We start from the raw sequence: 23880 nt of genomic DNA on the forward strand, positions 1-23880 counted from the left end.
GGGGCCGGCCACCTCACCTTCGGCACCACTCTCGGACAGGCTCGCCATGAACTTTGCTCAAGTGCTCAACGGCATAGCGCTCGGATCGCTCCTGATGATCCTCAGCTCCGGGCTGGCCATGATCTACGGCCTGCGCGGCGTCACGAACTTCGCCCACGGAGCGCTCTACATGGCCGGTGCGTACGTTGCCTACAGCGTCAGCACCCACATCAACTTCTGGGCTGCGCTCATCGCGGCGCCGGTCGTCCTGGCCGTCCTCGGGGCGGTCCTCGAACTCGTCTTCTTCCGGCGGATGCAGCACCGCAACCACATCGAGGTCGGTCTCGTGACCTTCGGGGCCGCCATGGTCATCGAGCGCGTCATCGTGCTCATCTGGGGAGAGCGCACCCTGTCCGTCGACGCTCCATCCGGTCTGGGCGGGACCACGTCGATCCTCGGGACTGACTACCCGACCTACCGGCTGCTCATCATCGGGATCGCCCTGGCCCTCGCCATCGGACTCGTCCAGTGGATCCGGCGAAGCGACGTCGGCCTGCACATCCGTGCCGCGAGCCACGACGTCGAGACCTCGGGCATCCTCGGCATCAACGTCGACAGGGTGAGCCTCATCGTCGTCTGCCTCGGCGCAGCGCTCGCCGGGCTCTCCGGCGCGCTTGCGGCACCATACGTCAGCGTCTACCCCGCCATGGGGATCAGCATCCTCATCACTGTCCTCATCGTCGTCGTCATCGGCGGGGCGGGCAGCATCGGCGGGGCCATGGTCGCGGGAATGGCGCTCGGCATCATCCAGACGCTTGGCTCGGTGTGGATCCCCAGCCTGTCGGTGCTGGTCCCCTACGTCGCGCTCGTCGTCGTCCTCCTATGGCGCCCAACCGGGCTCGCCGGAAAGCGGGTCTGACGTGAATGCCCCCACCAAGACGACCGGCCCGACGGCCCCCACCAGTGACACCCCAGTGGTCAGTCCGGGCGCGCGCCGGCTGGGCCTCAGCCGCGGACTCGCCCTGCGAGGCGTGGTCATCGCGGCCGTCGTGCTGGCTGCCGGCATGGCCGTGCCCTACATCGTGCTCGACCGGTTCTACATCAGCATGCTCTTCGACGGCCTCGTGCTCGCCCTGCTCGCCCTGTCGGTCGGCTTCCTCGCCCGGCACCTCGGGCTGATCAGTCTCGGCCACACGGCGTTCTACGGAGGAGCCGCCTACCTCGTGGGTATCAGCGTCACCCAATGGGGATGGAGCCCACTGATGGCAGCCCTCACCGGCTTGGTCGGCGGCACGGTCCTCGCCCTCGTCATGGCTTTGCTCGTCGTCCGATCGTCGGGGATGGGATTCCTCATGCTGACGCTTGCTTTGGGGCAGGCGCTCTACCAGTTGTCGATCCAGCGCGTCGCCATCCCCTACACCGGAGCCTTCGACGGGCTGCAGATCAGCTTCGACGCCGACGCGACCTTCCTCGGGCTGTCCGTCGCCCAGATGATGAACGGCGCCCTCTTCTGGCCAGTTGTGTGGACCGCGCTCGTGCTCAGCGCCCTTGGTCTCTGGCTGGTCGGCCGCTCGCGGTTCGGCACGGTTCTGGAGGGCATCCGGGAGAACGAGGAACGGATGCGATTCTCGGGCTTCAACACGTACTGGCCCCGCGTTCTCGCCTTCACGATCTCCGGCGCCGTCGCCTCGGTCGGAGGGGTCCTGTTTGCCCTCAACGCGGCATACGTCTCGCCGGACGTCCTGAGCTTCCTCAAGGCCGGCGATGCCCTGATTGCGGCGATCGTCGGAGGTCTCGGCGTCCTGCTCGGACCGATCCTCGGAGCACTGCTGTACATCGTCGCGCAGTCGCAGTTCAACCAGTCGGGCAACCTCTACCTCTACACCGGGCTGGCCCTGATCCTGGTGCTCATGTTCCTTCCCGGGGGCATCCTCGGCTCGATCTCGTCCATCCGCAAACGGCTCGCGCGCCGCTCGGCAAAGGAGAACTCGCCGTGACCCTCTTCCAAGGCACCGGAGTCACGGTCCGCTACGGCGCCGTCAAGGCGCTCACCGATGTCGACATCACACTCGAGCCCGGCGTCGTCCACGGCGTCATCGGCCCGAATGGCGCGGGGAAGTCGACGTTCATCGACGCACTCTCCGGCCGGACCCGGATGACGTCGGGCACGGTCCTGCTCGAGGGAGAGGACATCACGAACCGCCCGGTGGGATGGCGCCGGCACCACGGCGTCTCACGATCATTCCAGCGGACCAGCGTGTTCAACTCGATGACGGTTCGCACCCAACTCGAGATGGTTGCCTGGCGCAACGACGAGCCGGACCTGGACGGACTCATGGCCACTCTGGGACTGGAACCGGTCCTGGACCAGGTGTGCAACGAGATCGCCTACGGCACCCAGCGGTCCGTCGACCTTGCCATGGCCCTGATCGGCAGCCCCCGTGTCGTGCTGCTCGACGAGCCGTGCGCAGGACTCGTCGCCGACGAGTCCGTCCGGATGCTGCAGCACGTGCGGGACCTCTGCAAGGACCGGGGCGTGGCGGCGCTGCTCGTCGAACACGATGTAGACGGTGTCTTCCGCACCTGCGACCGGATCACGGTGCTCAACCTCGGGACTGTCCTCGCCTCAGGCGAGCCGGCGGAGATTCGCGCCAACCCGGACGTCGTGCGGGCCTACCTCGGGAGTGCCGCATGAGCGCCGTGCTCGAGTTCCGCAAGATCGGCGCATCGTATGACGGCGCCGTCGTCCTCCAAGACGTGTCGTTCGCGATCGAGCAGGGCGAGACGGTGGGACTCGTCGGCCGCAACGGTGCCGGCAAGACCACCGCGCTGATGTCGGTCTACGGAGTCCCCGACGTGACGGGGCACATCCTCATCGACGGCCGCCCGATCGGCCGGAGAAGCTACGAACCGACCGGCCGGGGCGTCAGCCTCGTCCCGCAGGGCAAGCGCATCTATCCCAACCTCACGGTCGAGGAGAACATCATGCTCGGCCGCGCCTCCGGTCGGGAGAGCCACTGGAACCTGGCGCGGATCTATGAGCTCTTCCCCAATCTCGAGCGTGGGTCCAACCGGATGGGAACTGCCCTCAGCGGCGGCGAGCAGCAGATGCTGGCCATCGCGCGTGCCCTCATCTCCGGACCAAAGCTGCTCATGCTCGACGAGCCCACGGAGGGACTCGCCCCGGTCATCATCGACGAGCTGATCAGCGCCTTCCAGAAGATCCGGGAGACTGGAACCGCTCTGCTCCTCGTGGAACAGCACATCGCGATGATCCAGAAGCTTGCCAGCCGCTACCTCGCGCTCCGCAAGGGAGAGCTGGTCGGCGACGGGCCGGTGGCAGACCTGGATCGCCGCGAAGTCCAGGAACTGATCGCCCTCTGAGCCCGCGCTCCCCTGTGAAAGGAAACCATGCAGGTGCCCGACCAGCGCCCCGCCTTCACCGGCCCCCTCGCCGGCCTCAAAGTCGTCGAGATCGGGTCCATCGGACCAGGACCCTTCTGCGCCATGCTCCTTGCTGATCTCGGAGCGGATGTCATTCGCGTCGACAGGGTGTCAGGTTCTGCGCTGGTCGGCCCGAGCGACAACTTCCGCACCGAGCTGCTCAACCGCGGTCGCCGGTCGATCGCCGTCGACCTCAAGCACCCCGACGGCGCGGAGATCGTGCTCTCCCTCGTCGAGCAGGCCGATGTCATCATGGAGGGCTTCCGGCCCGGGGTGGCCGAGCGGCTTGGCATCGGACCCGAGGACTGCGCCACCCGCAACCCGACGATCATCTACGGGCGGATGACCGGCTTCGGCCAGGACGGGCCGCTGGCGCAAGCGGTGGGGCACGACATCAACTACGTCGCCCTGAGTGGGCTGCTGTCGATGGTCGGTCGCCACGGGGAGCCACCGACCCCGCCGCTCGCACTCGCCGGTGACTTCGGTGGTGGTGGCATGGTCCTGGCGCTCGGGATCCTGGCTGCGGTCTTCGAGCGGGGACGCTCAGGCAAGGGTCAGGTCATCGACGCCGCCATGGTCCACGGGGCCGCGTTGCTCGGGACCTGCTTCTACGGCTACACCCAGACCGGGGAGTGGAACCCTGAGCGGGGCACCAACATCGTCGACTCGGGTGCCCCCTACTACGACGCCTACGAGACGGCCGACGGCAAGTGGTTGTCGGTCGGCGCGATGGAACCGCACTTCTATGCGGACCTCGTCAGGCTCCTCGACCTGCCCAACGACCTGCCCGACCAGAACGACCAGAGTGCCTGGCCGCGGATGAAGGTGGTCTTCGCCGACGCCGTCAGGAGGCGCACACTCGATGAATGGCTGGCCTCGGCGGAAGGGTTGACGCCCTGTATCGCTCCGGTGCTCGACGCCCTCGAGGCGCCGAAGCACCCGCACCACGTGGCCCGTGCCACCTTCATCGAGGTCGACGGCCTGGTCCAGCCGTCCCCGGCGCCCCGGTTCAGCCGGACCCCGGCCACGGTCGACCGCCGGCCCCCGGTGCCGGGAGAGCACACCACCGAGGCGCTGCTGGACTGGGGCCTCGACACCGAGCGCGTGAGCAGCTGGACCCAGTCCGGCGCCGCCGCGGACCTGGCAAGAACGACTGACGACGCGTGAGGAGCACGACGTGACAACGCAGCAGGACAAAGACCTGGTCCTCGAGACGATCCGTGTGGAGCGCCCGCGACCGGGCATCGTGGTAGCCACCCTGAACCGGCCGGACCGCATGAACGCGATGACGAACACCATGTTCCGGGAGTTCGAGGAGCTCGCCTTCGCACTCAACCACGAGGACGACCTCCGGGTGCTCATCATCACGGGGGAGGGACGGGCGTTCTGCGCCGGGTTCGACCTCGACTCCGCCGAGGAGCTGCCGTCGATGACTCCGATGGAGTTCCTCGACCAGCAGGAGCTCGCAGCCCGTGGCCTGCTCGCCATCCGCTCGATGCGCGTGCCGGTCATCGCCGCTGTCAACGGGCCCGCCGCCGGAGGCGGCCTGTCCCTCGCGCTCGCCGCCGACATCCGGCTCGGGTCGCCCAATGCGCGGTTCAACGCCGCCTTCGTGCGGATCGGCCTGTCCGCCGGGGACCTCGGCGCCTCCTGGATGCTGACCCGGATCATGGGCCCCGGCCGCGCCGCCGAGTTCGCCTACACCGCCGGACTCATCGACGCGGAGGAGGCCGAGCGCACCGGGCTGCTCAACCACGTCCACCCCGCCGAGTCGCTCGTCGACGAGGCCATCGCGATGGCCGAGCTGATCGCGCAGAACTCACCCGGCGGCATACAGATGTCGAAGCGCGCCCTGCAGGCCAACATGGAGGTCACCTCGTATGCCGCAGCGCTCGAGCTCGAGAACCGCGGCCAGGCCCTGCTGACCCAGGGCGAGGACATGCCGGAGGCGTTGGCGGCCTTCAAGGAGAAGCGTCGTCCCGTCTTCACGGGCCGGTGACCGAGATGGCTGAGACCACCGCCACGGCGCCCGCGACCCTGCGCAACTACGTCCCGCCCGAGCTGGAAACGCTCAAGCTCGACGTCCTCGACCACGGCGTCGTCGTCATGACGGTCAACCGGCCGGACCGGATGAACTCCCAGACGGTGAAGATGTTCGAGGAGTTCAACACCGTCGGGTACGCGCTGCGCGACAGCGACGCGCGGGCGCTCATTCTCCGAGGTGCCGGCGAGCGGGCCTTCTGCGCCGGCTTCGACCTCGACGAGATCGACGTCATCACCACGATGGGGGTCCGAGACTTCCTCCAGTTCCAGGAGCTCGCCACCGGAGGCATGTCCGGCATTCGTCACCTGCCCTTCCCGGTCATCGCAGCGATCCACGGGGCCGCGGCGGGTGGCGGGCTCGCCCTCGCCCTGGCAGCCGACATCCGCCTCGTCGCGCCGACCGCCAAGTTCAGCGCCGCCTTCGTCAAGCTCGGGCTGTCGGTGGGTGAGCTCGGCACGTCGTGGCAGCTGACCCGGCTCGTCGGCCCCGGTCGCGCCGCCGAGATCGCCTACACGGCGCGCCTCGTCCACGCCGAGGAGGCCGTCCGCATCGGCCTCGCCAACCGGTTGGTCCCCTCCGCGGAGCTCATGGACGAGGCGATCGCCCTGGGGTCGCGCATCGCCTCGAACTCGCCGGGAGGGATCCGCGTGTCCAAGCGGGCCCTGCAGCGCAACCAGGAGATCAGCTCGTATGCCGCCGCCTCCGAGATCGAGAACCGCGGCCAGACGATGCTGGCGCGCAGCCCCGACATGCCGGAGGCGCTCGCGGCCTTCCGGCAGAAGCGCCCGGCGCGCTTCACGGGGCGCTGAACCGTGGTCTGGGACTGGACTGCTGACTCCCTGCGGGCCCTCGAGGCATTCCTGGCGGAGCGCGGCGTCACTTCCGGACCGCTGACGACGAGGGCCATCGGCGACGGGCACTCGAACCTCACCTACCTCGTGTCGGACGGCACGCGGCAGGTGGTCGTCCGCCGGCCACCGCCCCCACCGGTGCCGCCCGGCGCGCACGACATGCTCCGGGAGGCCCGTCTCATCGCAGCGCTCGACGGCAGTGACGTGCCGGTGGCGCAGGTGCTCGCCACGAGCGACGCGGGCGAGGTGCTCGATGTCGGCTTCTACGTCATGAGCTATGTCGCCGGGCCGGTCGTCACCACCACGACCCCCGACGCCCTGGCGACGCCGGAGGACCGCCGCGCGATCGGGTTGGCGCTGGTGGACACGCTCGCCGCGCTGCACCAGGTCGACTGGCGCGCTGCGGGTCTCGGGGAGATGGGTCGGCCCGAGGGGTTCAACGCGCGACACCTCAGACGGATGGGCCGCTTGGTTGCTGACGAGGAGGGCCGTCCCCCAGCAGAGTTCGCGGATGTCGACGCCTGGCTCGCCGCGAGTATCCCGCCCGAGTCCGGCGCCGCGATCATCCACAACGACTACCGCCTCGGCAATGTCATCCTCGGCGCCGCCCCGCCGGGCCGGATCACCGCAGTCCTCGACTGGGAGCTCGCCACGATCGGGGACCCGCTCTTCGACCTCGGCTACTTCCTCGCGTCCTACCCGGTCCCTGGCGAGCCGCTGACACCCACGCAGGAGCTTGGGGTCGCGGTGCTCGAGGAGGGCTACCCCACGCGCGGCGAGCTGGCGGAGCGGTATGCCGCCGTCACCGGCGCGGACCTGAGCAACCTCGGCTGGTACACGACGCTGGCGCTGTGGAAACTTGCCGTGCTGTACGAGTACGGCCGGCGCCGGGCCATCGAGGGCGTGGGTGACGAATACTACCGCGACCAGGCGCTCGTCGAGTCGTTCCTGGTCGCTGCGCGGACATCGGCGGGTCTCGTGCCCACCAGCATCATGACTGATAGCGCCCCGCTATCATGGGTGCATGAGGCAGGCACCGACCGCTGAGACGCTGCGACGGCGGAGGCGGGCCTCGGGACTGTCTCAGCGGGCGCTCGCCTTGCGCTCCGGCATACCTCAACCGAATATCGCGGCGTACGAGAACGGCCGTCGCGCTCCGACTGCCCAGACGCTCGAGCGGCTCGATGCGGCGCTACGGATCCCAACGCTGGTTCGCCTCCGGCTGGTCCGGGAGGAGATCATCGCGGCAGCACAGCAGCGCAGGCTCTCCCACGTCAGGGTCTTCGGTTCGGTCGCCCGCGGCGAGGCGGGGTCCGGATCGGACGTCGACCTGCTCGTCCATCCGGGGCCGGACGCGTCGGTCTTCGACCTAGCGCGATTCATGGTCGATGTCGAGGAGTTGCTCGAGGTCAGTGTCGACGTTGTCTCCGATCGCGGCTGTGGCCCCGTGATGGACCGAATCCGCGCCGAGGCCGTTGCCCTGTGAGTGGCGATCTGGATCGCACACCGGCTGTGCTCGCCGATATCGCCCGGTTCGCGGTGACTGCCCGCCGGGTCGTCGAGCGCGGCCACGAGAGGTTTACCGATCCGGATGACGACGACCAGCGACGTATCGCCCGCTCAGTCCTCATCGACCTGTCAGCTGCTGCCGATCGGCTGCCGGCGTCGTTCCGCCGGGCGCACCCCGACGTCGACTGGCGTGGCATCCGAGCCGTCCGCAACTTCATCGCTCACGACTACGACGGGACGGACGAGGAAGTCCTCTGGCAGGCGATCGTGCAGTTCCCGGCGATAGTTGCTGCGCTCCTGCCCGGGTAGTTCGCCGGCCGTTGACAGGCACGTCAGATCCCCTCAAGCACGGTTGAGCTCTGCGTAGCGCTGGCGGGTGATGGGGGTCCACTCTGCGCGTAGCTGCTCGATCCGCCGGGCGACGCGCCGGCCGATCCAGTGGGGCAGCAGGGCTTCGGGCAGCTGGGGGTCCGTGCGCGGGAACTCCTGCCACTCGTTCATCGTCTGGATGTGGGTCAGGAGGATCTCCTCGGCCCCGACAGGCCGCAGGCGAGAGACCCGCTCGAGCACTTGGGCGTAGTGGTCCTGCAGGGCATCGAGGTCCCAGCCGCGGGAGATGATCTCCGAGGTGGACAACCCGATCGACGCGACCGTACCGGTCAGTGACACTGTGTGCTCGACGAGGTCGAGCTCCTTGATGAGCCACGCCACCTCCTCCGCCCGCTCGACGTGTGGTGACAGCCAGAGACCCGGAGCCGGGTCGCCGAACCCGGCCCAGGTCAAGCCGGCATACAGGGGGCGGCGTGCCGCGCGGCGCGACTGGGGGATCGTCGGCATCACCGAGAGCCACCGGCCGTCCCAGTCCGTCACGGGACGGCTGAGGGAGTACACGCGGACCGAACCTGTCACAAAGATGTCGATGATCTTCGGGGTGAGGGCCCAACTGACCTCGCGGCCATTGCGCCGGGCCTCGATCCAGTCGGATGCGGAGGCTCGCGCGATCGCCTGGCGTGCGGTCTGCTCCTCGAACCCGAGGCCGGTGAGGATGTGCACGAGGGTCGCGGTGCGCACGGTCTCGCCGGCCGGCCAGACCAGCTCGCCGAGGGCAGTGAACAGCAGCGACCGGGCGCTGCCCGGTGTCACGGATGCACTCTCGGCCCGGAAGCGCGCGACCTGCAAACCCGTTGCCACACGAGGTGTCACATGGAGCCCTTTCTCGGTCGTGTGGTGGCCACACCCGCCGTGCACGGGCACAATATCCCGGGGTCGTCCCCGGGACCGGAAGCCGATAACATCCTACATGAGGTGACACTCACTTGTAGAGGATGTAGATAATGACGGCGTTCGGCCTCACCGAGGACCAGATTGCCCTGCGTGACGCGGTCCGCACGTTTGCCCAGGCGCAGGTGGCCCCGGGCTACCTCGACCGGGCGAGCAGGACGACCTTCCCGTGGGAGCTGCACCGGAGGCTCGGGGAGCTGGGGGTGCTCGGCATGCTCGCGGGGCCCGAGCACAACCCGACCGGAACGGACGACTTCGTCGCGGCCGGGCTTGCCGTCGAGGAGTTGGCCTACGCCGACTTCAACGTGGCCAATGCGGTGATCCCTGTGCTCCTCATGTCGTCGCTCATCGCGGCCCACGCCTCACCCGGCATCAAGGAGCGCTGGTTGCCGCCGCTCGTCGCCGGACAGACCTACGTCGCGTTCGGGCTGACCGAGCCCCACTGCGGCTCGGACGCCACGGCGCTGCGCACGACCGCCGTGGCCGACGCGGACGGCTATCTGCTGACCGGTGAGAAGACCTCGGTGACGATGCTGGGAAATCCGGAGGCGATGATCGTCACCGCCCGCACGGTTCGGGATGGGGAACACCGCGGCGTGAGCACCTTCCTGGTGGACTTGGGCGCCGAGGGGATCGGCACGTCGGACATCCCCGACACGGGATTCCAGCCCATGGGTCGGGGAGTACTCCACCTCGATGGTGTTCGGGTGGCGGCGAGCGCCCTCATCGGGCCGGAGGGGTCGGCCTTCCGCAGCGTCCTCGGGGGGTTCGACTTCACCCGCCCGCTCCTTGCCCTGACCGGGATCGGGTGCGCACAGGCGGCTCTCGACATCACCGCGACCTACGTGCGCGACCGGGAGGCCTTCGGAGCGCCGCTCTCGCGCTTCGAGGGGGTCTCCTTCCCCCTCGCCGAGCACTGCACCACCCTGGAAGCCGCCCGGCTGCTCTGCTACTCCGCGCTCTGGCGCCGCAACGAGGGGCTGCGCCACACCGCCGAGGCGGCGATGTCCAAGTGGTACGGCCCCCTCATGGCCAGCCAGGCGGTCAAGGACTGCCTTCTGCTTCACGGCAACTACGGTTACGCCCGCGAGTACGGCCTCGAGCAGCGATTGCGCGACGTCATGGCGGTCGAGATCGCCGACGGCACCGCACAGATCCAGAAGATCATCATTGCTCGTGAGCGGTACGGCGCCGAGTTCGTCCCCTATCGCAAGGGATAGCGATGCGGTGGGTCAGGCCGCGGAGATGCCGCCGTTGACGCTGATCGCCTGACCGGTCAGCCGGGCAGCGCCCGGCCCGCCGAGGAAGACGATCAGCGCGGCCAGGTCGTCGGGCTCGGCCACCCCGAGGTGGGCCTGCTGGGCGGCCTTCTCGAAGAGAGCCTTGCTGAAGCCGTCCCGCAGGACGTTTTCGGCAGTCGGGGTCCCCGCGATGAGCGAGGGCGTCACGGCATTGACCCGGATACCGTTGCGCTTGCCCTCGATGGCGGCCACCCGCGAGAACATGACGATCGCGGCCATGGCAGCGCCGAGGACGCTCTCACCCGGCGTCGCCACCTTCGCCGCGTCGGAAGCGACGTTGACGATGCTGCCCCCACCCTGTGCCTGCATGATCGGCAGCACCGCTCGCGTCAGGTGCATGGGCGGCAGCGCCTGCCTGGTCAGGATGCCGGAGACGTCGGCCAGGGAAAGGCGGTGCAATAGTTCCGGCCGGTACGTCGAGGTCATCGAGTTGACCAGCACGTCGATGGCGCCGAGAGCCCGGTATGCAGCGTCAACCGACGCCTCGACCTGCGCCGGGTCGTCGGCGTCTGTGCCGATGAAGTGGACCTGCGCTTGCGGACAGGCCGCCAGGACGGCTGCTCGCGCCGCCGCTCCCCGTTCGGGGCTGCGGGCCAGCAACGCGATCCGCCGGACCCCGGCACGGACGAAGCCGAGTGCGCTGGCGAGGCCGACACCCGAGGTGCCGCCGGCCACGACGACACCGGCCTCTGAGTAGGCCCGCACGAGCGGCGATTGCTGCGATGTCACGAGGACCTCCAAACGGTGACGGGGACCTTGCCGGACCCTACATGTGAAGGGACTGAGTTTCTACAAACGTCTTGTATTGTACTGGTCCAACCATATACATTCTCGGTAGGGGCCGCGACCGCGTGACCTCCTTCACGAGTCCAGGAGAGCCGAATGGCGTCGACATCCCTCCTCCAGACCTCCCACTGGCCCGCTGAGCCAGGTGAGGTCCGTGACGTCACCGTGTGCGAGCTGCTTCGTCACGCAGCTGCAACCGTGCCCCACCGCATCGCCCTGGTCGACTGCGTCGAGGACCAGTCCGCCCGCACACAGTGGACCTATCGCGAGTTCGTGGCCGATGCAGAGCGGGTGGCCCGAGCCCTGCTCGAGCGCTTCGAGCCGGGCGACCGGATCGCGATCTGGGCGCCCAACAGCGCCGCCTGGATCATTGCCCAGCAGGCGATCAGCCTGGCCGGCATGGTCCTGGTAGCCCTCAACCCGGCCTATCGGGCGCGCGAGGTCGGCTTCGTGCTCGCCCAGTCGACGGCCGCCGGGGTCTTCATCGTCGACGAGTTCCGCGGCTTCGACATGAGGGCGATGATCGACGAGATCCGAGACGAACTGCCCGCGCTGCGCGAGGTGATCTCGTTCTCCGACTGGGACGCCTTCCTGGACACCAGTGACCCCGCGCGCGAACTGCCAGAGGTCGCACCGCATGACCTGATCCAGATCCAGTACACCTCCGGCACGACCGGCTTCCCCAAGGGAGCCATGCTGCATCACATGGGCCTGGTCAACGAGGCGACCTTCGTCGCCGAGCGGGCCGGGATGTCCGACGGCGGCGTATACATCAACGCCATGCCGATGTACCACATCGGGGGTGGCGCGGTAACCTCCTTCGGGGCGTGGGCCAAGCGCGGCACCTTCGTGATCCTGCCCGGCTTCGACTCGAGCCACGTGCTCGAGGCGTTCGAGACCTACCGGGGCACGCACACCCTCGTCGTGCCGACGATGCTCATTGCGATGCTCGACCACCCGGACCGTGAGACCCGTGACCTGTCCAGCCTCCAGACGATCCTGAGCGGCGCCTCGGCGGTACCGGCCTCGCTGGTGCGCAAGACGATCCAGCTTCTCGACTGCCAGTTCAGCATCCTGTTCGGCCAGACCGAGTCGCATGGGGTCATCAGCCAGACGCGGGTGACCGACGCTCCCGAGGACCAGGCCGACACGGTGGGCCAGCCGCTACCCCAGCTCGAGGTCAAGATCGGCGATGTTGCCACGGGTGAGCCCGTGCCCCTGGGCGAGGAGGGGGAGATCTGTGTCCGCGGGTACCAGACGATGCACGGCTACTACGAGATGCCCGCCGAGAGCGCTGCCGCCCTGGACGACGACGGCTGGCTGCACATGGGCGACATCGGCTCGATGGACGAGCGCGGCTTCCTGCGGGTCAGCGGACGGGTCAAGGACACGATCATCCGTGGTGGCCTAAACCTCTACCCAGCCGAGATCGAGGCTGCGCTGCAGGATCATCCCGCTGTCGAGTACGCCGCTGTCATCGGCCTGCCCGACGAGAAATGGGGCGAGCAGGTTGCGGCTGTCATCACGGTCCGCGCGGGGTTCGAGGCGCCCAGCGTGGCTGAGCTCAGCGAGTTCCTGCACGGGCAGATCGCGGCGCACAAGGTCCCCTTGTACTGGACGGTCGTCGACCACCTGCCGATGACCCCGTCCGGCAAGACCCAGAAGTTCGTCCTTCGCGAGGAGGCGGCCTCGGGCGAGCTGTCCTTCACGGAGCGGGAGACCGCCGCCTGGCGGGTGGGGGAGCGCGCCTGACGGGCGGGACACACACGAGGGCAGAGGGCGGCATACCTCATGGGTATGCCGCCCACTTCTCTTTGGCGCGACGGTGACCTCGGCGTGGGCGAGCCACCTGCCCGCGGCGGCGTCAGGGCCGCCGGTCGGCTGCGATCGACGCGGTCCACAGCTCGACGTCGATGGGCTGGTACTTGGCCCGTCCGAGGCTGCACGTCGAGCAATCGCGCCCGTTGGGCTGCTGGCCGGTGTGGACGTGCTCACGGTCGACGGCTTGGCCGATGACCCTGGTCTCGCCCTGCAGCGACTCGAGACCGAGCAGCGCGGCGCCGTAGGCCCCGCTGATCTGCGGTTCCGCCGGTACGATCACAGGTGCCCGGAGCGACTCGGCGAGGAAGTGCACGGCCGCCCGGCTGCGCGCCACCCCGCCGGTCATGACGACGGGAGCCGCCCGGCCCACCCGGGAGACGAGACCGAGGGTGCGTGCGGAGACCGCGCGGTGCACCGAGGCAGCGATGTCTGTTGGCTCCTCGCCCTCGGCGAGCAGCGAGATGATCTCCGTCTCGGCGAACGTGGCACACATGCTGCTCACCTCGAGGTCCTGACCACCGGCCAGCGCGAGGTCATCGAGGTCGTCGAGCCGGCACTCGAGGGCACGTGCCAGCACCTCGAAGAACCGGCCGGTGCCGCTCGCACACCGGTCATTCATGGCGAAGTCGTCGACGAGTCCGACCTCGTCCACCCGGATCGCCTTGCTGTCCTGGCCCCCGATGTCGATGACCAGGGCCGCGCCCGGGCACATCGCGGCCACACCCCTCGCATGGCAGGTGATCTCCGTGAAGGTGCGGTCGACGTCGGGAACGAGGCGCCGGCCGTAGCCGGTCGCGATCACCTGGCCGAGGTCGCCCCGCTCGAGCCCGGCATCGTCGAGGACCGCGTCGATAGCGGCGGCGACACCGCGACGGCTGACCGCGCCCATCTGGACGACGCGATGCGCGACGATCCCGCCGGCCTCGTCGACGACGACGGCCTTCGCGGTCGTAGAGCCGAGGTCGACTCCCATCGTGCGCAGTGCCATGACCCGCTCCTTCGGTCTCAGACGCCGGCCTTGGCCCGGCGCACGTCGATGCTCTCGAGCATGGCCACCAGGCGACTCTCGAGGATGTCGTCCTTGTAGAACGAGGCGTCGGCGACGTCGCCCTCGAAGAACATCGCAGGGATGCCGAGGTGCTCGCGTGCGGTCGACGCGAGCATCGTCTGCGGATTGGTGAAGGCCCGGCAGGTCCGGGTCGAATGGAAGACGAGCCCGTCGATCTCGAAGCGCTCGCAGTCACGCAGCGTCAGGTAGTTCAGCGTCTTGAGGCTGTGGTTGATCGGGCAGAGCAGATAGTGCTGGGCCATGCCACGCAACGGGTCCTCGGGATCGATGAGCTGCGGCTCCTGCCAGAACGACGAGTGGGTGTACCGGCCGGCGATGACGGCCGCGTCGTACTCGGCGAAGCGCTTGGCCAGCCAGCCGAGCTTGTTCCAGTTCATGATGCCGTCGAAGTAGAGCCGGTAGCGCTCGTTCTCCAGAGCGGGCACGCCGGCGTCGACCCGGGCCTGGATCTCGTCCCGCACGGAGGCGAAGTAGTCGACCAGGGCCTGGTCACCGGGCAGGAAGTTGATGTGCGCGATGCTGGCCACCCAGTCCCAGTAGGTGGCAGGCGTCGGCTTCCGCTCGCACAGCGCCATACCTTCGAGGCGCAGCTCGGAAGCGCGGCGGATGTACGACATGCTCTCGGAGAGGGCGTCCCAGTCGAAGGGGCGTCCGGTCTGGGCTTCGATGAAGGTGACGAGCTCGCGCAGCTGCCCGACGACGTAGTCGGTCGCCTCGTCCCACTCCTGACCAGCCATGTAGGTCGAGTCGGGTCGGTTACCCCAGAGGAACGGGATCGAGACGTTGAAGATGGGGATTGACCTGCCGAAGACCCGGTAGGTCATCTCGTCCCACTGCTGGCCCGTGCTGCAGCCGGAGTAGGCGTTGACGAAGAAGTCGGGCTTGGGCAGCTTGCTGGCCAGCTCCTGCTGGTCGAGCGCGTCGACGACGCCGGTCTCGGAGCCCGGCGCCGGTCCGCCGCCGTTGCTGAGGACTGCGCAGCCGAGGTGGGTGCGCGAGTAGGAGCAGAGCTCGTTGATGTAGCCGTACTCCGCGCCCGCGAGCTGGGCCGGGCCCTCCAGGTGCTGGGCGGCGAGCCGGGCCGAGAAGGCCTCACCATGGCACCACTCGAGCCCGGCCGCCTGGAAGATCGGGTTGAGGGCGGAGCCGTTGTACCACACGACGTGCTTGCCCCGCTCCCGAGCGGTGAAGATGTTGTCCCAGTAGTCCGCGATCATCTGGCCGCCCGCGCGGGTGGTCTGCATCCGGGTGACGGTGCTGCCAGTCTGCGTCGTCATTGCTGCGCTCCGTGGTGTCTCGGTGGGATGGTTAGCTGGCCGCGACCGCGGCCCGCCGCGAGATGCGCTCGACGAGCGCCTCCACCCGGGTCCGGAGGGTCTCCATGGGCAGGCCCGCATGCTCGGTCTCGACGAGCAGGTAGGGGATCTCGCGGGCCTCCAGCGCCTTTCGGAGCTCCGGGTAGAGCAGCATGTGGGGCTCGCAGAACTTGGCCATCAGGATCACCACGCCGTCGGCGCCGCTCTCGCTGACCGCCTTCGTCAGGTAGGTGTCCCAGTCGGCGTTGTGCTGGACGCGGGTCGGGCAGGGGACGTTGACGTTACGGTCGAAGTACCACTGGCTCAGGGCGGCGACCGGCTCGAGGTCTTCGCGCACGTCCGTCGTGATGTAGCGGCGGCCGTGGTAGAGGTCGTCGTCGACGATCTCTGCTCCGCAGTCCTCGAACAGCTCGAGCAGCGCCTGCTTGGGTGCGTGGCAGAAGTGGCCGGACAGGTGCAGGCGAACCCGCGCGTGGGGATCGTGGGACTCGATGCCGTCGGAGAGCAGCTGCTCGAGGAGGGCGATGTGCTCGGCCTTGTCCATCACCATCGAGGACTTGACGAGGTTCTGCATGGCCTTGGAGGAGAGGTGGACCCGGCCCTCGCGCCGCGCGTCGAAGACGGCCCGGAGCAGCGCCCGGTCGCGGTTGTACAGCCGGATGCTCTCGGCGAGCCGGCCATGGTCCAGGGGAACGCCGGTGCTGCGTTCCACCTCGGCGACGATGTGGTCGAGCTCCCCGCGAACCCTGGCAGGCGTGGACGGCTCGCTCATCGACGCGATGAACTGTCCGAAGAAGATGGGCGTGTGGGGCTGCTTGAAGCGCATCACGTCTGCGGCCCCGAGGAGCTGGACGCAATGGTCCGCGAGGAAGAACGCGTCGTAGATCTTGAGCCGGCCCTTGGCCGCCTGGTCGGCGAGGTTGCGGGTGTAGCCGCAGTAGAACTCGGCGAGGATGACGCGTCCCTCGGTGTCCGGCTCGTTGTTCTCTTGGATCACCACGGGGAGGAACCCGGCGGCGTGCAGCAGCTCCTCCGGGAAGTTCATCGGCAGGACCCCGGCCACCTTCCGGTCGGGGTGGGTCCGCTTCCATTCGACGACGTACCGGTCCGGATCCGCGGCCACCTCGGCGAGCCGGTCGAGGATTGCGTTCATGAGGGCGTCCTCTCTCCTGGGCGACACATCAGAGTTTACGTGACGTGTGTCTGAAGCGCAATATCTGTAGAACGACGGTCGCGTGACTCCACCGGATGGTCGCCGCGCCAAAGGCAGGACAGCGGGTGGGCTCAGGGCGCGTAGCCAGTGCCCTCGAGCACGCTCGGTGGCTTGGCCAGGTGGAAACCACGGAAGGGCTCGGTGTTGTCAGATCCGCACAACGGCCAGCCGCCACGCCAGTTCGGTGTGCCGCCGTCGATGCGCAGGCAGGACCCGGTGATGTAGGCGGCGGCTGGGGAGAGCAGGTAGACGATGCCTGCCGAGATCTCGGCCTCGGTCCCGAACCGTCGCAGCGGGATGACCGGCACGGCCTGCTCGCGGAAGTAGGCCCGGTCCTGCTCCGTGTAGGTGTCGAACCCGCTGGAGGCGATGCCGCCCGGCGCGAGCGCGTTGACCCGGATGCCGTACTCGGCCCACTCGCACGCGGCTGTCTCGGTCAGCGTCCACATCCCGCCCCGGGCCGCTCCTGAGTGACCCATGCCCGGCCAGCCGTGCCACATGTCGGCGACGATGTTGACGATTGCTCCGCCGTGCTCGGCCATCCACTGGTTGACGGTCTCGCGCATCATGATGAAGCCACCGGTGAGGTTGTTGCGCACGACCGCCTCGAACCCCTTGGTGCTGATGTCCCTCAACGGCGACTTGTACTGTCCCCCGGCGTTGTTGACGAGCCCGTGGATCGCGCCGTGTTCCTCGATGACGCGCGACACGGTGTCGCTGACGGCTGCCTCGTCGCGGATGTCGCAGACGAGCGCCGAGGCTGAGCCACCGTCGGCTCGGATCTCGTCGACGACGGCATCCAGCTTGTCCCGGGTCCGTCCGGTGATGACGACTGTCGCGCCGAGGTGGGTGAGCTCGTGGGCGGCGCAGCGTCCGAATCCGCTGCCGCCGCCTGTGACGATGATGGTCTGGCCCGTGAACAGCCCCGGCGCATAGATCGACTGGTATGGCATGGTTCAGAGCGACGGGCGGTAGCGGTAGCGGCTGCTGCGGCTGTGGGCGAACTCGAAGATGCCGTACCCGACGACGTCGCCCCACGTGAACTTCGTGAGCCGGTCGGTCAGGGCGGAGTCGACGGTCTTCGGCGAGACGGTGCCGTCGAGTGGGTAGACGTCGTGCTCCTCGTAGTCGCGGCCCATGGGCCGGCCGTGCTGGCCGCCGTACCAGCCGCCCGACATGTAGCCGCCGCCCGCGCTCGCGTCTGCGTTGATCTGGTAGGTGACACCGCCCGCGGTCGTGACCTCCACGCGCCCCGACTGCAGGTCGAGGCTGTCGTTGAACCGCAGCTCGTGGCGCACGCCGACGATGCCGTCGAGCTCGCCGTCGGTGTGCATGACCGCACCTTCGAGCAGGATCGGCTGGTGCTCGCGGTCCTCGACGTAGAGGAACCCGACCGAGCGGTCGGGGAACTGCGCCTGGTGCCAGATGTGCAGGCCCTGGCCCCCGGACATGTTACGCACCCCGCGGGAGCGGTCGCGCTGTCCGTACCAATCGTGCACTTCCTCGGTGACGCCGTCTATCGTCAGCGTCCCGTCGTAGAGGCCGGACTGGACGAGGTGCTCGAACGTCGACGGTGTCCCGCCGTCGTTGGTGACGCCGATGTCGCCGACCCAGGCGGGCGTGCGTGCCCGCCACGTGACGTCGAACTCCATCCCGGTCGGGTTCGGACCGAGCGTCAGGTGCCAGGTCCGCATCGGCTCGACGACCTCGAACCGGAACGGTCCCGCGCCGTCGCCGTCGGTCGCGGTCAGCTCGGTCGAGAACCGGACGTTGCGCTGCTCGGTCTCGGTGACGAGGATGGCGAAGCCGTCGACGACGTCCCGCGGGGGATAGCTGCCGAAGCCGAACAGGACCGACGGGGTGACCGCGTCGGTGCGGTGCAGGTTGAAGACGAAGCGGTCGAAGAACCGCTCCGGCAGCTCCGGTGACGTCCGGGTCACCAGCTCGTCGACGAAGGCACGTTCCGTTCCCACTGTGATCCCCTTCTTGGGTATGCCGCTGGGCCGGGTCTCAGACACCCCGTTGGGCCTTGCTCGCCGCAGTCGCGGCCTTGCTGCGCTCCTTGGCCTGGGCCCAGTCCTCGGCCGTCATCGACGTGAGGCCGGCGAAGGTGCCGGGTCCGGCGAGCATCTGTCCGCCGTCCATCGCGATGGTCTGCCCGGTGAGGTAGTCGCAGGCGTCCGAGAGCAGGAAGATCGTCAGGTTGGCCAGCTCCTCGATCGTGCCCATCCGGCCGGCGGGCACCTGATCGGCCTGCGTGGCGCCGACGGAGCTCTTGTCGGTCGGGTTGAGCATCTCCCACGCATAGTCGGTGGGGATCGGGCCCGGAGCCAGGGCGTTGAGCCGGATGCCGTACTTGGCCCACTCGACGGCGAGCGACATGGTCATGGCGTGGACGGCCGCCTTGCCCATCGCGGACGGCACGACGAAGGCCGAGCCGGTCCAGACCCACGTCGTCAGCGTCGAGAGCACGACACCCTTGTCGCCACCGGCGATCCAGCGCCTGCCGGCGGCGTGGGTGGTGTTGAAGGAGCCGTTCATGACGGTTGACGAGACGGCCTCGAAGCCACGTGGGCTGAGCGTCTCGGTGGGGGCGATGAAGTTGGCGGCGGCGTTGTTGATCACGCCGGTCAGGGGGCCGTGGAGAGTCCAGATCTCGTCCATGGCGGCGTCGACCATGTCCGGCTGGCGCACGTCGACGGCCTGGAAGTGGACAGAGCCGGGCCGGCTCGCCGACGCCTCGGCCGCGGCCTCCTCGAGCACGGCCGGGCGCCGTCCCCAGAGGTGGACCTCGGCGCCGTGCTCGACGAGGTGCCGCGCGACACCGCGGCCGAGGCCGGTGCCGCCGCCGGTGATCAGGATCCGCTTGCCGGCGAGTGTGTCGGGGCGGAAGGGGGAGGTGGTCATGCGACGGTCCTCTCGTGGGATGGCCTGCCCGGTCAGAGACCGAGGTTCTTGCTGATGATCTCGCGCTGGATCTCGTTGGTGCCGCCGTAGATGGGCGGTGCCAGGGCTTTGCGGACCTGTTCCTCCATGCCGTACTCGCGGGCGTAGCCGTAGCCGCCCATCAGTTGCATGGCCTCGAGGGCGGTGGCCTTGGCGAGCTCGGTGCACTTGAGCTTGGCCATCGACGATTCGGTCGAGAGGTTGGCCTCGTCGCCGGCGTCGATGCCCGAGGCGATGTCGTAGACGAAGGAGCGGCTGGCTGCGATCTCGGTGGCGAGGTTGGCGATCCGGTGCCGGACTGCCTGGAAGCTGCTGATGGTCCGGCCGAACTGCTCCCGCTCCTTGACGTAGGCGATCACGTCGTCGAGGGACCGCTCCGCTGCCCCAAGGGACATCGCGGCGATGATCAGGCGCTCGACCGAGAGGCCCCGCATCAGGTGCTTCCATGCGCGGTCGGGCTCGCCGACGACGGCCGAGGCCGGGACCTCGACGTTGGTGAAGAAGAGGTCGTTGACGGTCCTGGCCTCCATCGTCTCGATGCCGCGGATCTCGAGACCGTCGACGTTGGTCGGGACCATGAAGAGCGTGAGCCCTTGGTGTTTCGTCCCGGACGCGTCGGTTCGTGCGAGCAGGAGGATGTTCTCGGCGACGTGGGCCGCCGAGCACCAGGTCTTCTGGCCGTTGATGACGTAGTGGTCGTCAACACGCTGCGCCTTGATCCGCACCCCGCCCAGGTCGGAGCCCGCGCCCGGCTCGCTGAGCGAGATCGCCTCGAGCTTGCCCGCAGCCATGTTCGCAACGATGGTGCGCTTCTGCTCATCCGTCCCGTAGCGCAGGTAGCTCTGGGCAGCGGTCAGGCCGGTCGAGTAGGCGGTGATCGGGGCCAGCCCTCGCGAGGTCTCCTCGAGGAAGATGACCTCCTCGACCATCCCGGCGCCGCCTCCTCCGTACTGCTCGGGAAGGGAGACCGCGAGCCAGCCGAGGCCAGCCAGCTTCTCCAGAATGACGGGGCTGTTGGCGAGCGTGCCGTTCTCGGTGAGGGCGTCTCGCTGCTGGTGGGTCCTGCAGTGGCTGTCGCAGAAGTCGCGAACGGCCGCCGCGAACTCCTGCTGCTCGTCGGTGAACCGCATGTCGGTACCAATCTTTCGGCGGGCGGCTGGAATCGGGGCGGTGCGGCTCTGGCTCGGATGGCCGCACCGCCCGGGTGGGGGGAGCGGTCAGTTGCCGCGGAAGCTGGCGAAGTCAGGCTGCCGCTTCTCGTTGAAGGCGGTGATGCCCTCCTTGGCCTCGCCGGTCTCGCCGAACATCTTGAGGGTCGTCATGGCCATGTTGCCGATCGCCAGGAACTGCTCCGTGTCGGTGTTGAAGGACTGCTTCAGCACCTTGATCGCGGTCGGCGAGAACTGGTTCATCTGGTCGGCCCAGGCGCGGACCTCCGCCTTGAGCTGGCCGGCTGGGACGACCTTGTTGACCAGGCCCCAGTCGAGGGCCTCCTGGGCGCTCAGCCGGCGCAGCATGAACCAGATCTCCCGGGCCCGCTTCTCGCCGACCACGCGGGCCAGGTAGCCCGAGCCCAGCCCGGCGTCGAAGGAGCCGACGCGAGGGCCGTTCTGGCCGAACGTGGCCGTGTCGGCCGCGATGGTGAGATCGGCCAGCACGTGCAGCACGTGGCCGCCGCCGATCGCGATGCCGTTGACGGCGGCGATGACCGGCTTCGGCACGTCGCGCATGACCCGGTGGAGGGCCTCGATCTCGAAGAGGCCGCTGTAGGACGGCCCGTAGTCACCTGTCTCGTTGCGCTGCTTCTGGTCGCCGCCGGAGCAGAACGCCTTGTCGCCGGCGCCGGTGAGGCAGATGACGCCGACCTCGGGGCTTCCCCAGGCACGCTTGAAGGCGAGCACGAGCTCGTCGACCGTCTGCGCCCGGAAGGCGTTGTAGCGCTCGGGGCGGTTGATGGTGATCGTGGCGAGGCCGCCCTCGACCTCGTAGGTGATATCCGTGAACTCCGTCATGGTGACCGTGTGGGTCCTTCCGTGAGTGCACCGGCCTCCGGCGGTCGAAGCGGTGCATTGTCAAGACTGAGGCTTTTGGTCCGACCGTATGACCCAATGTAGCGTTGTGAACGACCGTTTTCAAGAGTGGTCGCTCGTCGCGCCGCCGTGCGGACCGGACAACTCAACTGGAGAAGTCTCCATTGAGACGCCTCTTCAATATGGTCGAACCCATTTTATGGTGCGTGGGGCGTTCGCAAGTGCCGGCGAACTGCTCGCTTCGGTGCGCCATCCTCATCACGCGCCGAGAGGATCGAAGGAGACTCAGATGCACTTCGATGTGACCACGCTCCGTGGTCGACGTGCCGACCAGCGGTGGAACCGGATGGCGGTGGGCGACGTCTTCGAATGGCTCACGTGGAGTACCCCTGACAAGGTTGCCATCACGGGATGGACCGGTGCGTTCGCCAGCCCCGAGTTCCAAGCCGGTTCGCGTTACGCGCGGGGCGCGGGAGGATCCCGGTGCCAGCGATCTTCGCCGCGGAGTTCGAGGCGTACGCCTCGTCGCTGACCGGGCACGGGCTGGCCGAGGCGACGGTGCGCGCCAAGACCGGGATGCTGCGCCGGTTCCTGGCGTTCCTGGCCGGTCGGGGAGTGGAGCAGCTGACGGCGCTGGGCGTGGCCGACGTCTCGGCCTATGTCCGTTCGCTGGCGCCGATGGCCGCGTCCACCCGTGTTGACGGACGCGTCGGTTGAGGACGGCGGCGTCATTGTCGATGAGTACCAGCCGGGTCGAAGCGTCATTGTGCGTGAGGACGTCGGAACTCGGTGGGTCTGGTTCGTCGTCAGGCTGTCGCCGGGCAGAGGGCACACGGGGGTGCCGGCCGACTCGAAGGTTCAGCCGCTGCGCGTTGGGGTGAGCGGCGCCAGCAGCCGTCCCGCGGTGACCCAGCCGATCAGCTGCCATGGTGTCGCGGCCACGTTCAGCCGGCGGCGGGTGGCTGCCGCGGCGTACCCGAGCGCGCTCAGCGCATCCCCAAGCCGGCTACCCGTGGGCCGGATCGGCGGGTGCTCGGGATCGAGCAGGCAGACCCACCGGGTCGCCTCCTGGCGCAGCCACTCGGCCCGGCCCGTCACCGTCCGCAGCCACGAACGGACCGTGTCGACCGGCACCCCCAGATCGGTAGCGATGCTGCCGGCCCCGGAGCCGCCGTGATGTGCCAGCAACGCGGTAAGCAGGACCTGCACGGTGTCGGCTCGTCGCGGTGACGCCTCGCCGGGCAGCAGCACGTGGGTGGCGCCGCAGGCCCGGCAGCGAGCCCGACGCGGCCGCAGAAGGAGCCGCACGCCGCGCAGGCCACGCAGCACCCGGGAACGGGCATGTCCCCAGGGCCGCAATGAGCCAGCCGAGCAGGACGGACACGGGATCGAGCCGGCCGCCAGCGACTGCTCGGCCGACGCCTCGTCCGTCACGATCACCACCGCTAGTGGTGTGTCTCGCAAATAAATAGTTAGATGGTCGGTATTCTTGTCCCATGAGCGGACCCGCGGCCAAACCGTTGCCGATGTCGGACGGTGAGCGAGCCACCCTCGAGCAGTTGTCCCGGTCCCAGACCGCGGCGCACCGGCTGGTGCAGCGCGCGAAGGTGTTGCTGCTGGCGGCGGATGGCGTTGCCAACACGCGGATCTCGGCGCAGGTAGGGGTGACGCCGGTGACGGTGCGGGCCTGGCGGGCCCGGTTCGAGCAGGACGGGATGGGCAAGCTCGGGCAGGTGCGCGAGGGCCGCGGGCGCAGGGCGAGCATCAGTGAGGAGCAGGTGGCAGCGATCGTGCACGACACGATGCACACCACTCCGCCCGGTCAGACGCACTGGTCGTGCCGCACGATGGCCAAGCACGCCGGTGTCAGTTCGGCGACGGTGCAACGGATCTGGCACGACCTGGGGATCAAGCCGCACCGGGTCGACACGTTCAAGGTCTCCAACGACCCGCGGTTCGCCGAGAAGCTGACCGACGTGGTCGGGCTCTACCTGGACCCGCCGCAGAAGGCGATCGTGCTGTGTCTGGACGAGAAATCCCAGATTCAGGCGCTGGACCGCACGCAGCCCTCGCTGCCGATGGTCAAGGGCCGCGGCGAGACGATGACCCACGACTACAAACGCAACGGCACGACCACCTTGTTCGCCGCCCTGAACGTGCTCACCGGTGAAGTGACCGGGCGCTGCTTCGACCGGCACCGGCACGAGGAGTTCCTGGGGTTCCTCAAGGTCATCGACGCCGAAGTGCCCAAGGGACAGGCGATCCACGTGATCCTGGACAACTACAGCAC

Annotated in this window: 25 protein-coding genes; 14 read left to right on the forward strand and 11 right to left on the reverse strand. The window is 68.6% G+C overall.

Features of this window, described 5'->3' with window-relative positions:
• Positions 1-46 precede the first annotated feature (46 nt).
• Genes N864_RS01045 through N864_RS01090 form a run of 10 tightly spaced genes read left to right on the forward strand, consistent with a single transcriptional unit; the run spans position 47 to position 8136 of the window.
• Positions 47-898: a branched-chain amino acid ABC transporter permease gene (locus N864_RS01045; protein WP_034712349.1), complete on the forward strand. Its 852-nt coding sequence runs from the start codon at positions 47-49 to the stop codon at positions 896-898.
• A 1-nt stretch (position 899) separates the two neighbouring features.
• The gene (locus N864_RS01050) at positions 900-1976 is read left to right on the forward strand and encodes a branched-chain amino acid ABC transporter permease (protein WP_155892756.1); all 1077 of its coding nucleotides are present in this window, start codon (positions 900-902) and stop codon (positions 1974-1976) included.
• On the forward strand, positions 1973-2674 hold the full coding sequence (locus tag N864_RS01055) for an ABC transporter ATP-binding protein (protein WP_034712355.1): 702 nt from the start codon (positions 1973-1975) through the stop codon (positions 2672-2674). The genes N864_RS01050 and N864_RS01055 overlap by 4 nt, the downstream gene beginning before the upstream one ends.
• Positions 2671-3363, forward strand: coding sequence for an ABC transporter ATP-binding protein (locus N864_RS01060; protein WP_034712357.1), 693 nt, complete (start codon positions 2671-2673; stop codon positions 3361-3363). The genes N864_RS01055 and N864_RS01060 overlap by 4 nt, the downstream gene beginning before the upstream one ends.
• A gap of 27 nt (positions 3364-3390) precedes the next feature.
• Complete coding sequence (locus N864_RS01065; RefSeq protein ID WP_034712359.1) at positions 3391-4590, forward strand: CaiB/BaiF CoA transferase family protein; 1200 nt, start codon at positions 3391-3393, stop codon at positions 4588-4590.
• Positions 4591-4600: 10 nt separating this feature from the next.
• Positions 4601-5422 carry an enoyl-CoA hydratase/isomerase family protein gene (locus N864_RS01070; RefSeq protein WP_081793247.1) on the forward strand — a complete coding sequence of 274 codons (822 nt, stop codon included), beginning with the start codon at positions 4601-4603 and terminating at the stop codon, positions 5420-5422.
• Positions 5423-5427: 5 nt separating this feature from the next.
• Entirely contained in the window at positions 5428-6276 is an 849-nt protein-coding gene (locus tag N864_RS01075; protein WP_051518029.1) for an enoyl-CoA hydratase/isomerase family protein, read from the forward strand.
• Between the two features lie 3 nt (positions 6277-6279).
• On the forward strand, positions 6280-7365 hold the full coding sequence (locus N864_RS01080) for a phosphotransferase family protein (RefSeq protein ID WP_051518024.1): 1086 nt from the start codon (positions 6280-6282) through the stop codon (positions 7363-7365).
• Positions 7343-7804, forward strand: coding sequence for a helix-turn-helix domain-containing protein (locus N864_RS01085; protein ID WP_034712361.1), 462 nt, complete (start codon positions 7343-7345; stop codon positions 7802-7804). Before N864_RS01080 ends, N864_RS01085 begins: the two co-directional genes overlap by 23 nt.
• Entirely contained in the window at positions 7801-8136 is a 336-nt protein-coding gene (locus N864_RS01090) for a HepT-like ribonuclease domain-containing protein (RefSeq protein WP_034712362.1), read from the forward strand. Before N864_RS01085 ends, N864_RS01090 begins: the two co-directional genes overlap by 4 nt.
• A gap of 33 nt (positions 8137-8169) precedes the next feature.
• Here the strand turns inward: N864_RS01090 and N864_RS01095 are convergent, their stop codons facing one another.
• A complete protein-coding gene (locus N864_RS01095; protein ID WP_155892757.1) occupies positions 8170-8970 on the reverse strand; it encodes a PaaX family transcriptional regulator in 801 nt (266 codons plus the stop codon).
• Positions 8971-9161: 191 nt separating this feature from the next.
• Here N864_RS01095 and N864_RS01100 point away from each other — a divergent pair, with 191 nt between their 5' ends.
• Positions 9162-10328 (forward strand): acyl-CoA dehydrogenase family protein, encoded by a 1167-nt coding sequence (locus tag N864_RS01100; RefSeq protein WP_034712367.1) that lies wholly within the window; start codon positions 9162-9164, stop codon positions 10326-10328.
• 12 nt (positions 10329-10340) lie between these two features.
• On the opposite strand, the gene N864_RS01105 is transcribed toward N864_RS01100, so the two are convergent.
• Positions 10341-11138 carry an SDR family NAD(P)-dependent oxidoreductase gene (locus N864_RS01105; RefSeq protein ID WP_034712426.1) on the reverse strand — a complete coding sequence of 266 codons (798 nt, stop codon included), beginning with the start codon at positions 11136-11138 and terminating at the stop codon, positions 10341-10343.
• Positions 11139-11291: 153 nt separating this feature from the next.
• Between N864_RS01105 and N864_RS01110 the strand changes: the two genes are divergently transcribed.
• Positions 11292-12947 carry an AMP-binding protein gene (locus N864_RS01110; protein WP_034712370.1) on the forward strand — a complete coding sequence of 552 codons (1656 nt, stop codon included), beginning with the start codon at positions 11292-11294 and terminating at the stop codon, positions 12945-12947.
• A gap of 112 nt (positions 12948-13059) precedes the next feature.
• Here N864_RS01110 and N864_RS01115 read toward each other — a convergent pair whose 3' ends face one another.
• From N864_RS01115 to N864_RS01150, 8 genes are all read right to left on the reverse strand, one after another.
• Positions 13060-14004, reverse strand: coding sequence for an acyl-CoA dehydratase activase (locus N864_RS01115; protein ID WP_081793249.1), 945 nt, complete (start codon positions 14002-14004; stop codon positions 13060-13062).
• 17 nt (positions 14005-14021) lie between these two features.
• Complete coding sequence (locus N864_RS01120; RefSeq protein ID WP_034712374.1) at positions 14022-15362, reverse strand: 2-hydroxyacyl-CoA dehydratase subunit D; 1341 nt, start codon at positions 15360-15362, stop codon at positions 14022-14024.
• A gap of 31 nt (positions 15363-15393) precedes the next feature.
• Positions 15394-16554, reverse strand: a complete 1161-nt coding sequence (locus N864_RS01125) for a 2-hydroxyacyl-CoA dehydratase subunit D (protein ID WP_034712377.1) — start codon at positions 16552-16554, stop codon at positions 15394-15396.
• Positions 16555-16685: 131 nt separating this feature from the next.
• Positions 16686-17567, reverse strand: coding sequence for an SDR family oxidoreductase (locus N864_RS01130; protein ID WP_034712380.1), 882 nt, complete (start codon positions 17565-17567; stop codon positions 16686-16688).
• Between the two features lie 3 nt (positions 17568-17570).
• Positions 17571-18587: an Rv3169 family protein gene (locus N864_RS01135; RefSeq protein WP_205620834.1), complete on the reverse strand. Its 1017-nt coding sequence runs from the start codon at positions 18585-18587 to the stop codon at positions 17571-17573.
• A gap of 37 nt (positions 18588-18624) precedes the next feature.
• Positions 18625-19521 (reverse strand): SDR family oxidoreductase, encoded by an 897-nt coding sequence (locus tag N864_RS01140; RefSeq protein ID WP_034712382.1) that lies wholly within the window; start codon positions 19519-19521, stop codon positions 18625-18627.
• 32 nt (positions 19522-19553) lie between these two features.
• Positions 19554-20690, reverse strand: coding sequence for an acyl-CoA dehydrogenase family protein (locus tag N864_RS01145; protein ID WP_034712383.1), 1137 nt, complete (start codon positions 20688-20690; stop codon positions 19554-19556).
• A gap of 87 nt (positions 20691-20777) precedes the next feature.
• Complete coding sequence (locus N864_RS01150; protein ID WP_034712386.1) at positions 20778-21572, reverse strand: enoyl-CoA hydratase-related protein; 795 nt, start codon at positions 21570-21572, stop codon at positions 20778-20780.
• A gap of 501 nt (positions 21573-22073) precedes the next feature.
• Here N864_RS01150 and N864_RS01155 point away from each other — a divergent pair.
• Positions 22074-22307: a site-specific integrase gene (locus N864_RS01155; RefSeq protein WP_034712390.1), complete on the forward strand. Its 234-nt coding sequence runs from the start codon at positions 22074-22076 to the stop codon at positions 22305-22307.
• A 141-nt stretch (positions 22308-22448) separates the two neighbouring features.
• Here N864_RS01155 and N864_RS01160 read toward each other — a convergent pair whose 3' ends face one another.
• Positions 22449-23024, reverse strand: a complete 576-nt coding sequence (locus tag N864_RS01160; protein WP_155892758.1) for a helix-turn-helix domain-containing protein — start codon at positions 23022-23024, stop codon at positions 22449-22451.
• 62 nt (positions 23025-23086) lie between these two features.
• Here N864_RS01160 and N864_RS01165 point away from each other — a divergent pair.
• On the forward strand, positions 23087-23880 hold a 794-nt coding region (locus tag N864_RS01165; RefSeq protein ID WP_034712435.1), incomplete at its 3' end, for an IS630 family transposase.

Origin of the sequence: Intrasporangium chromatireducens Q5-1 (assembly GCF_000576575.1) — a bacterium.
Lineage (GTDB): Bacteria > Actinomycetota > Actinomycetes > Actinomycetales > Dermatophilaceae > Intrasporangium_A > Intrasporangium_A chromatireducens.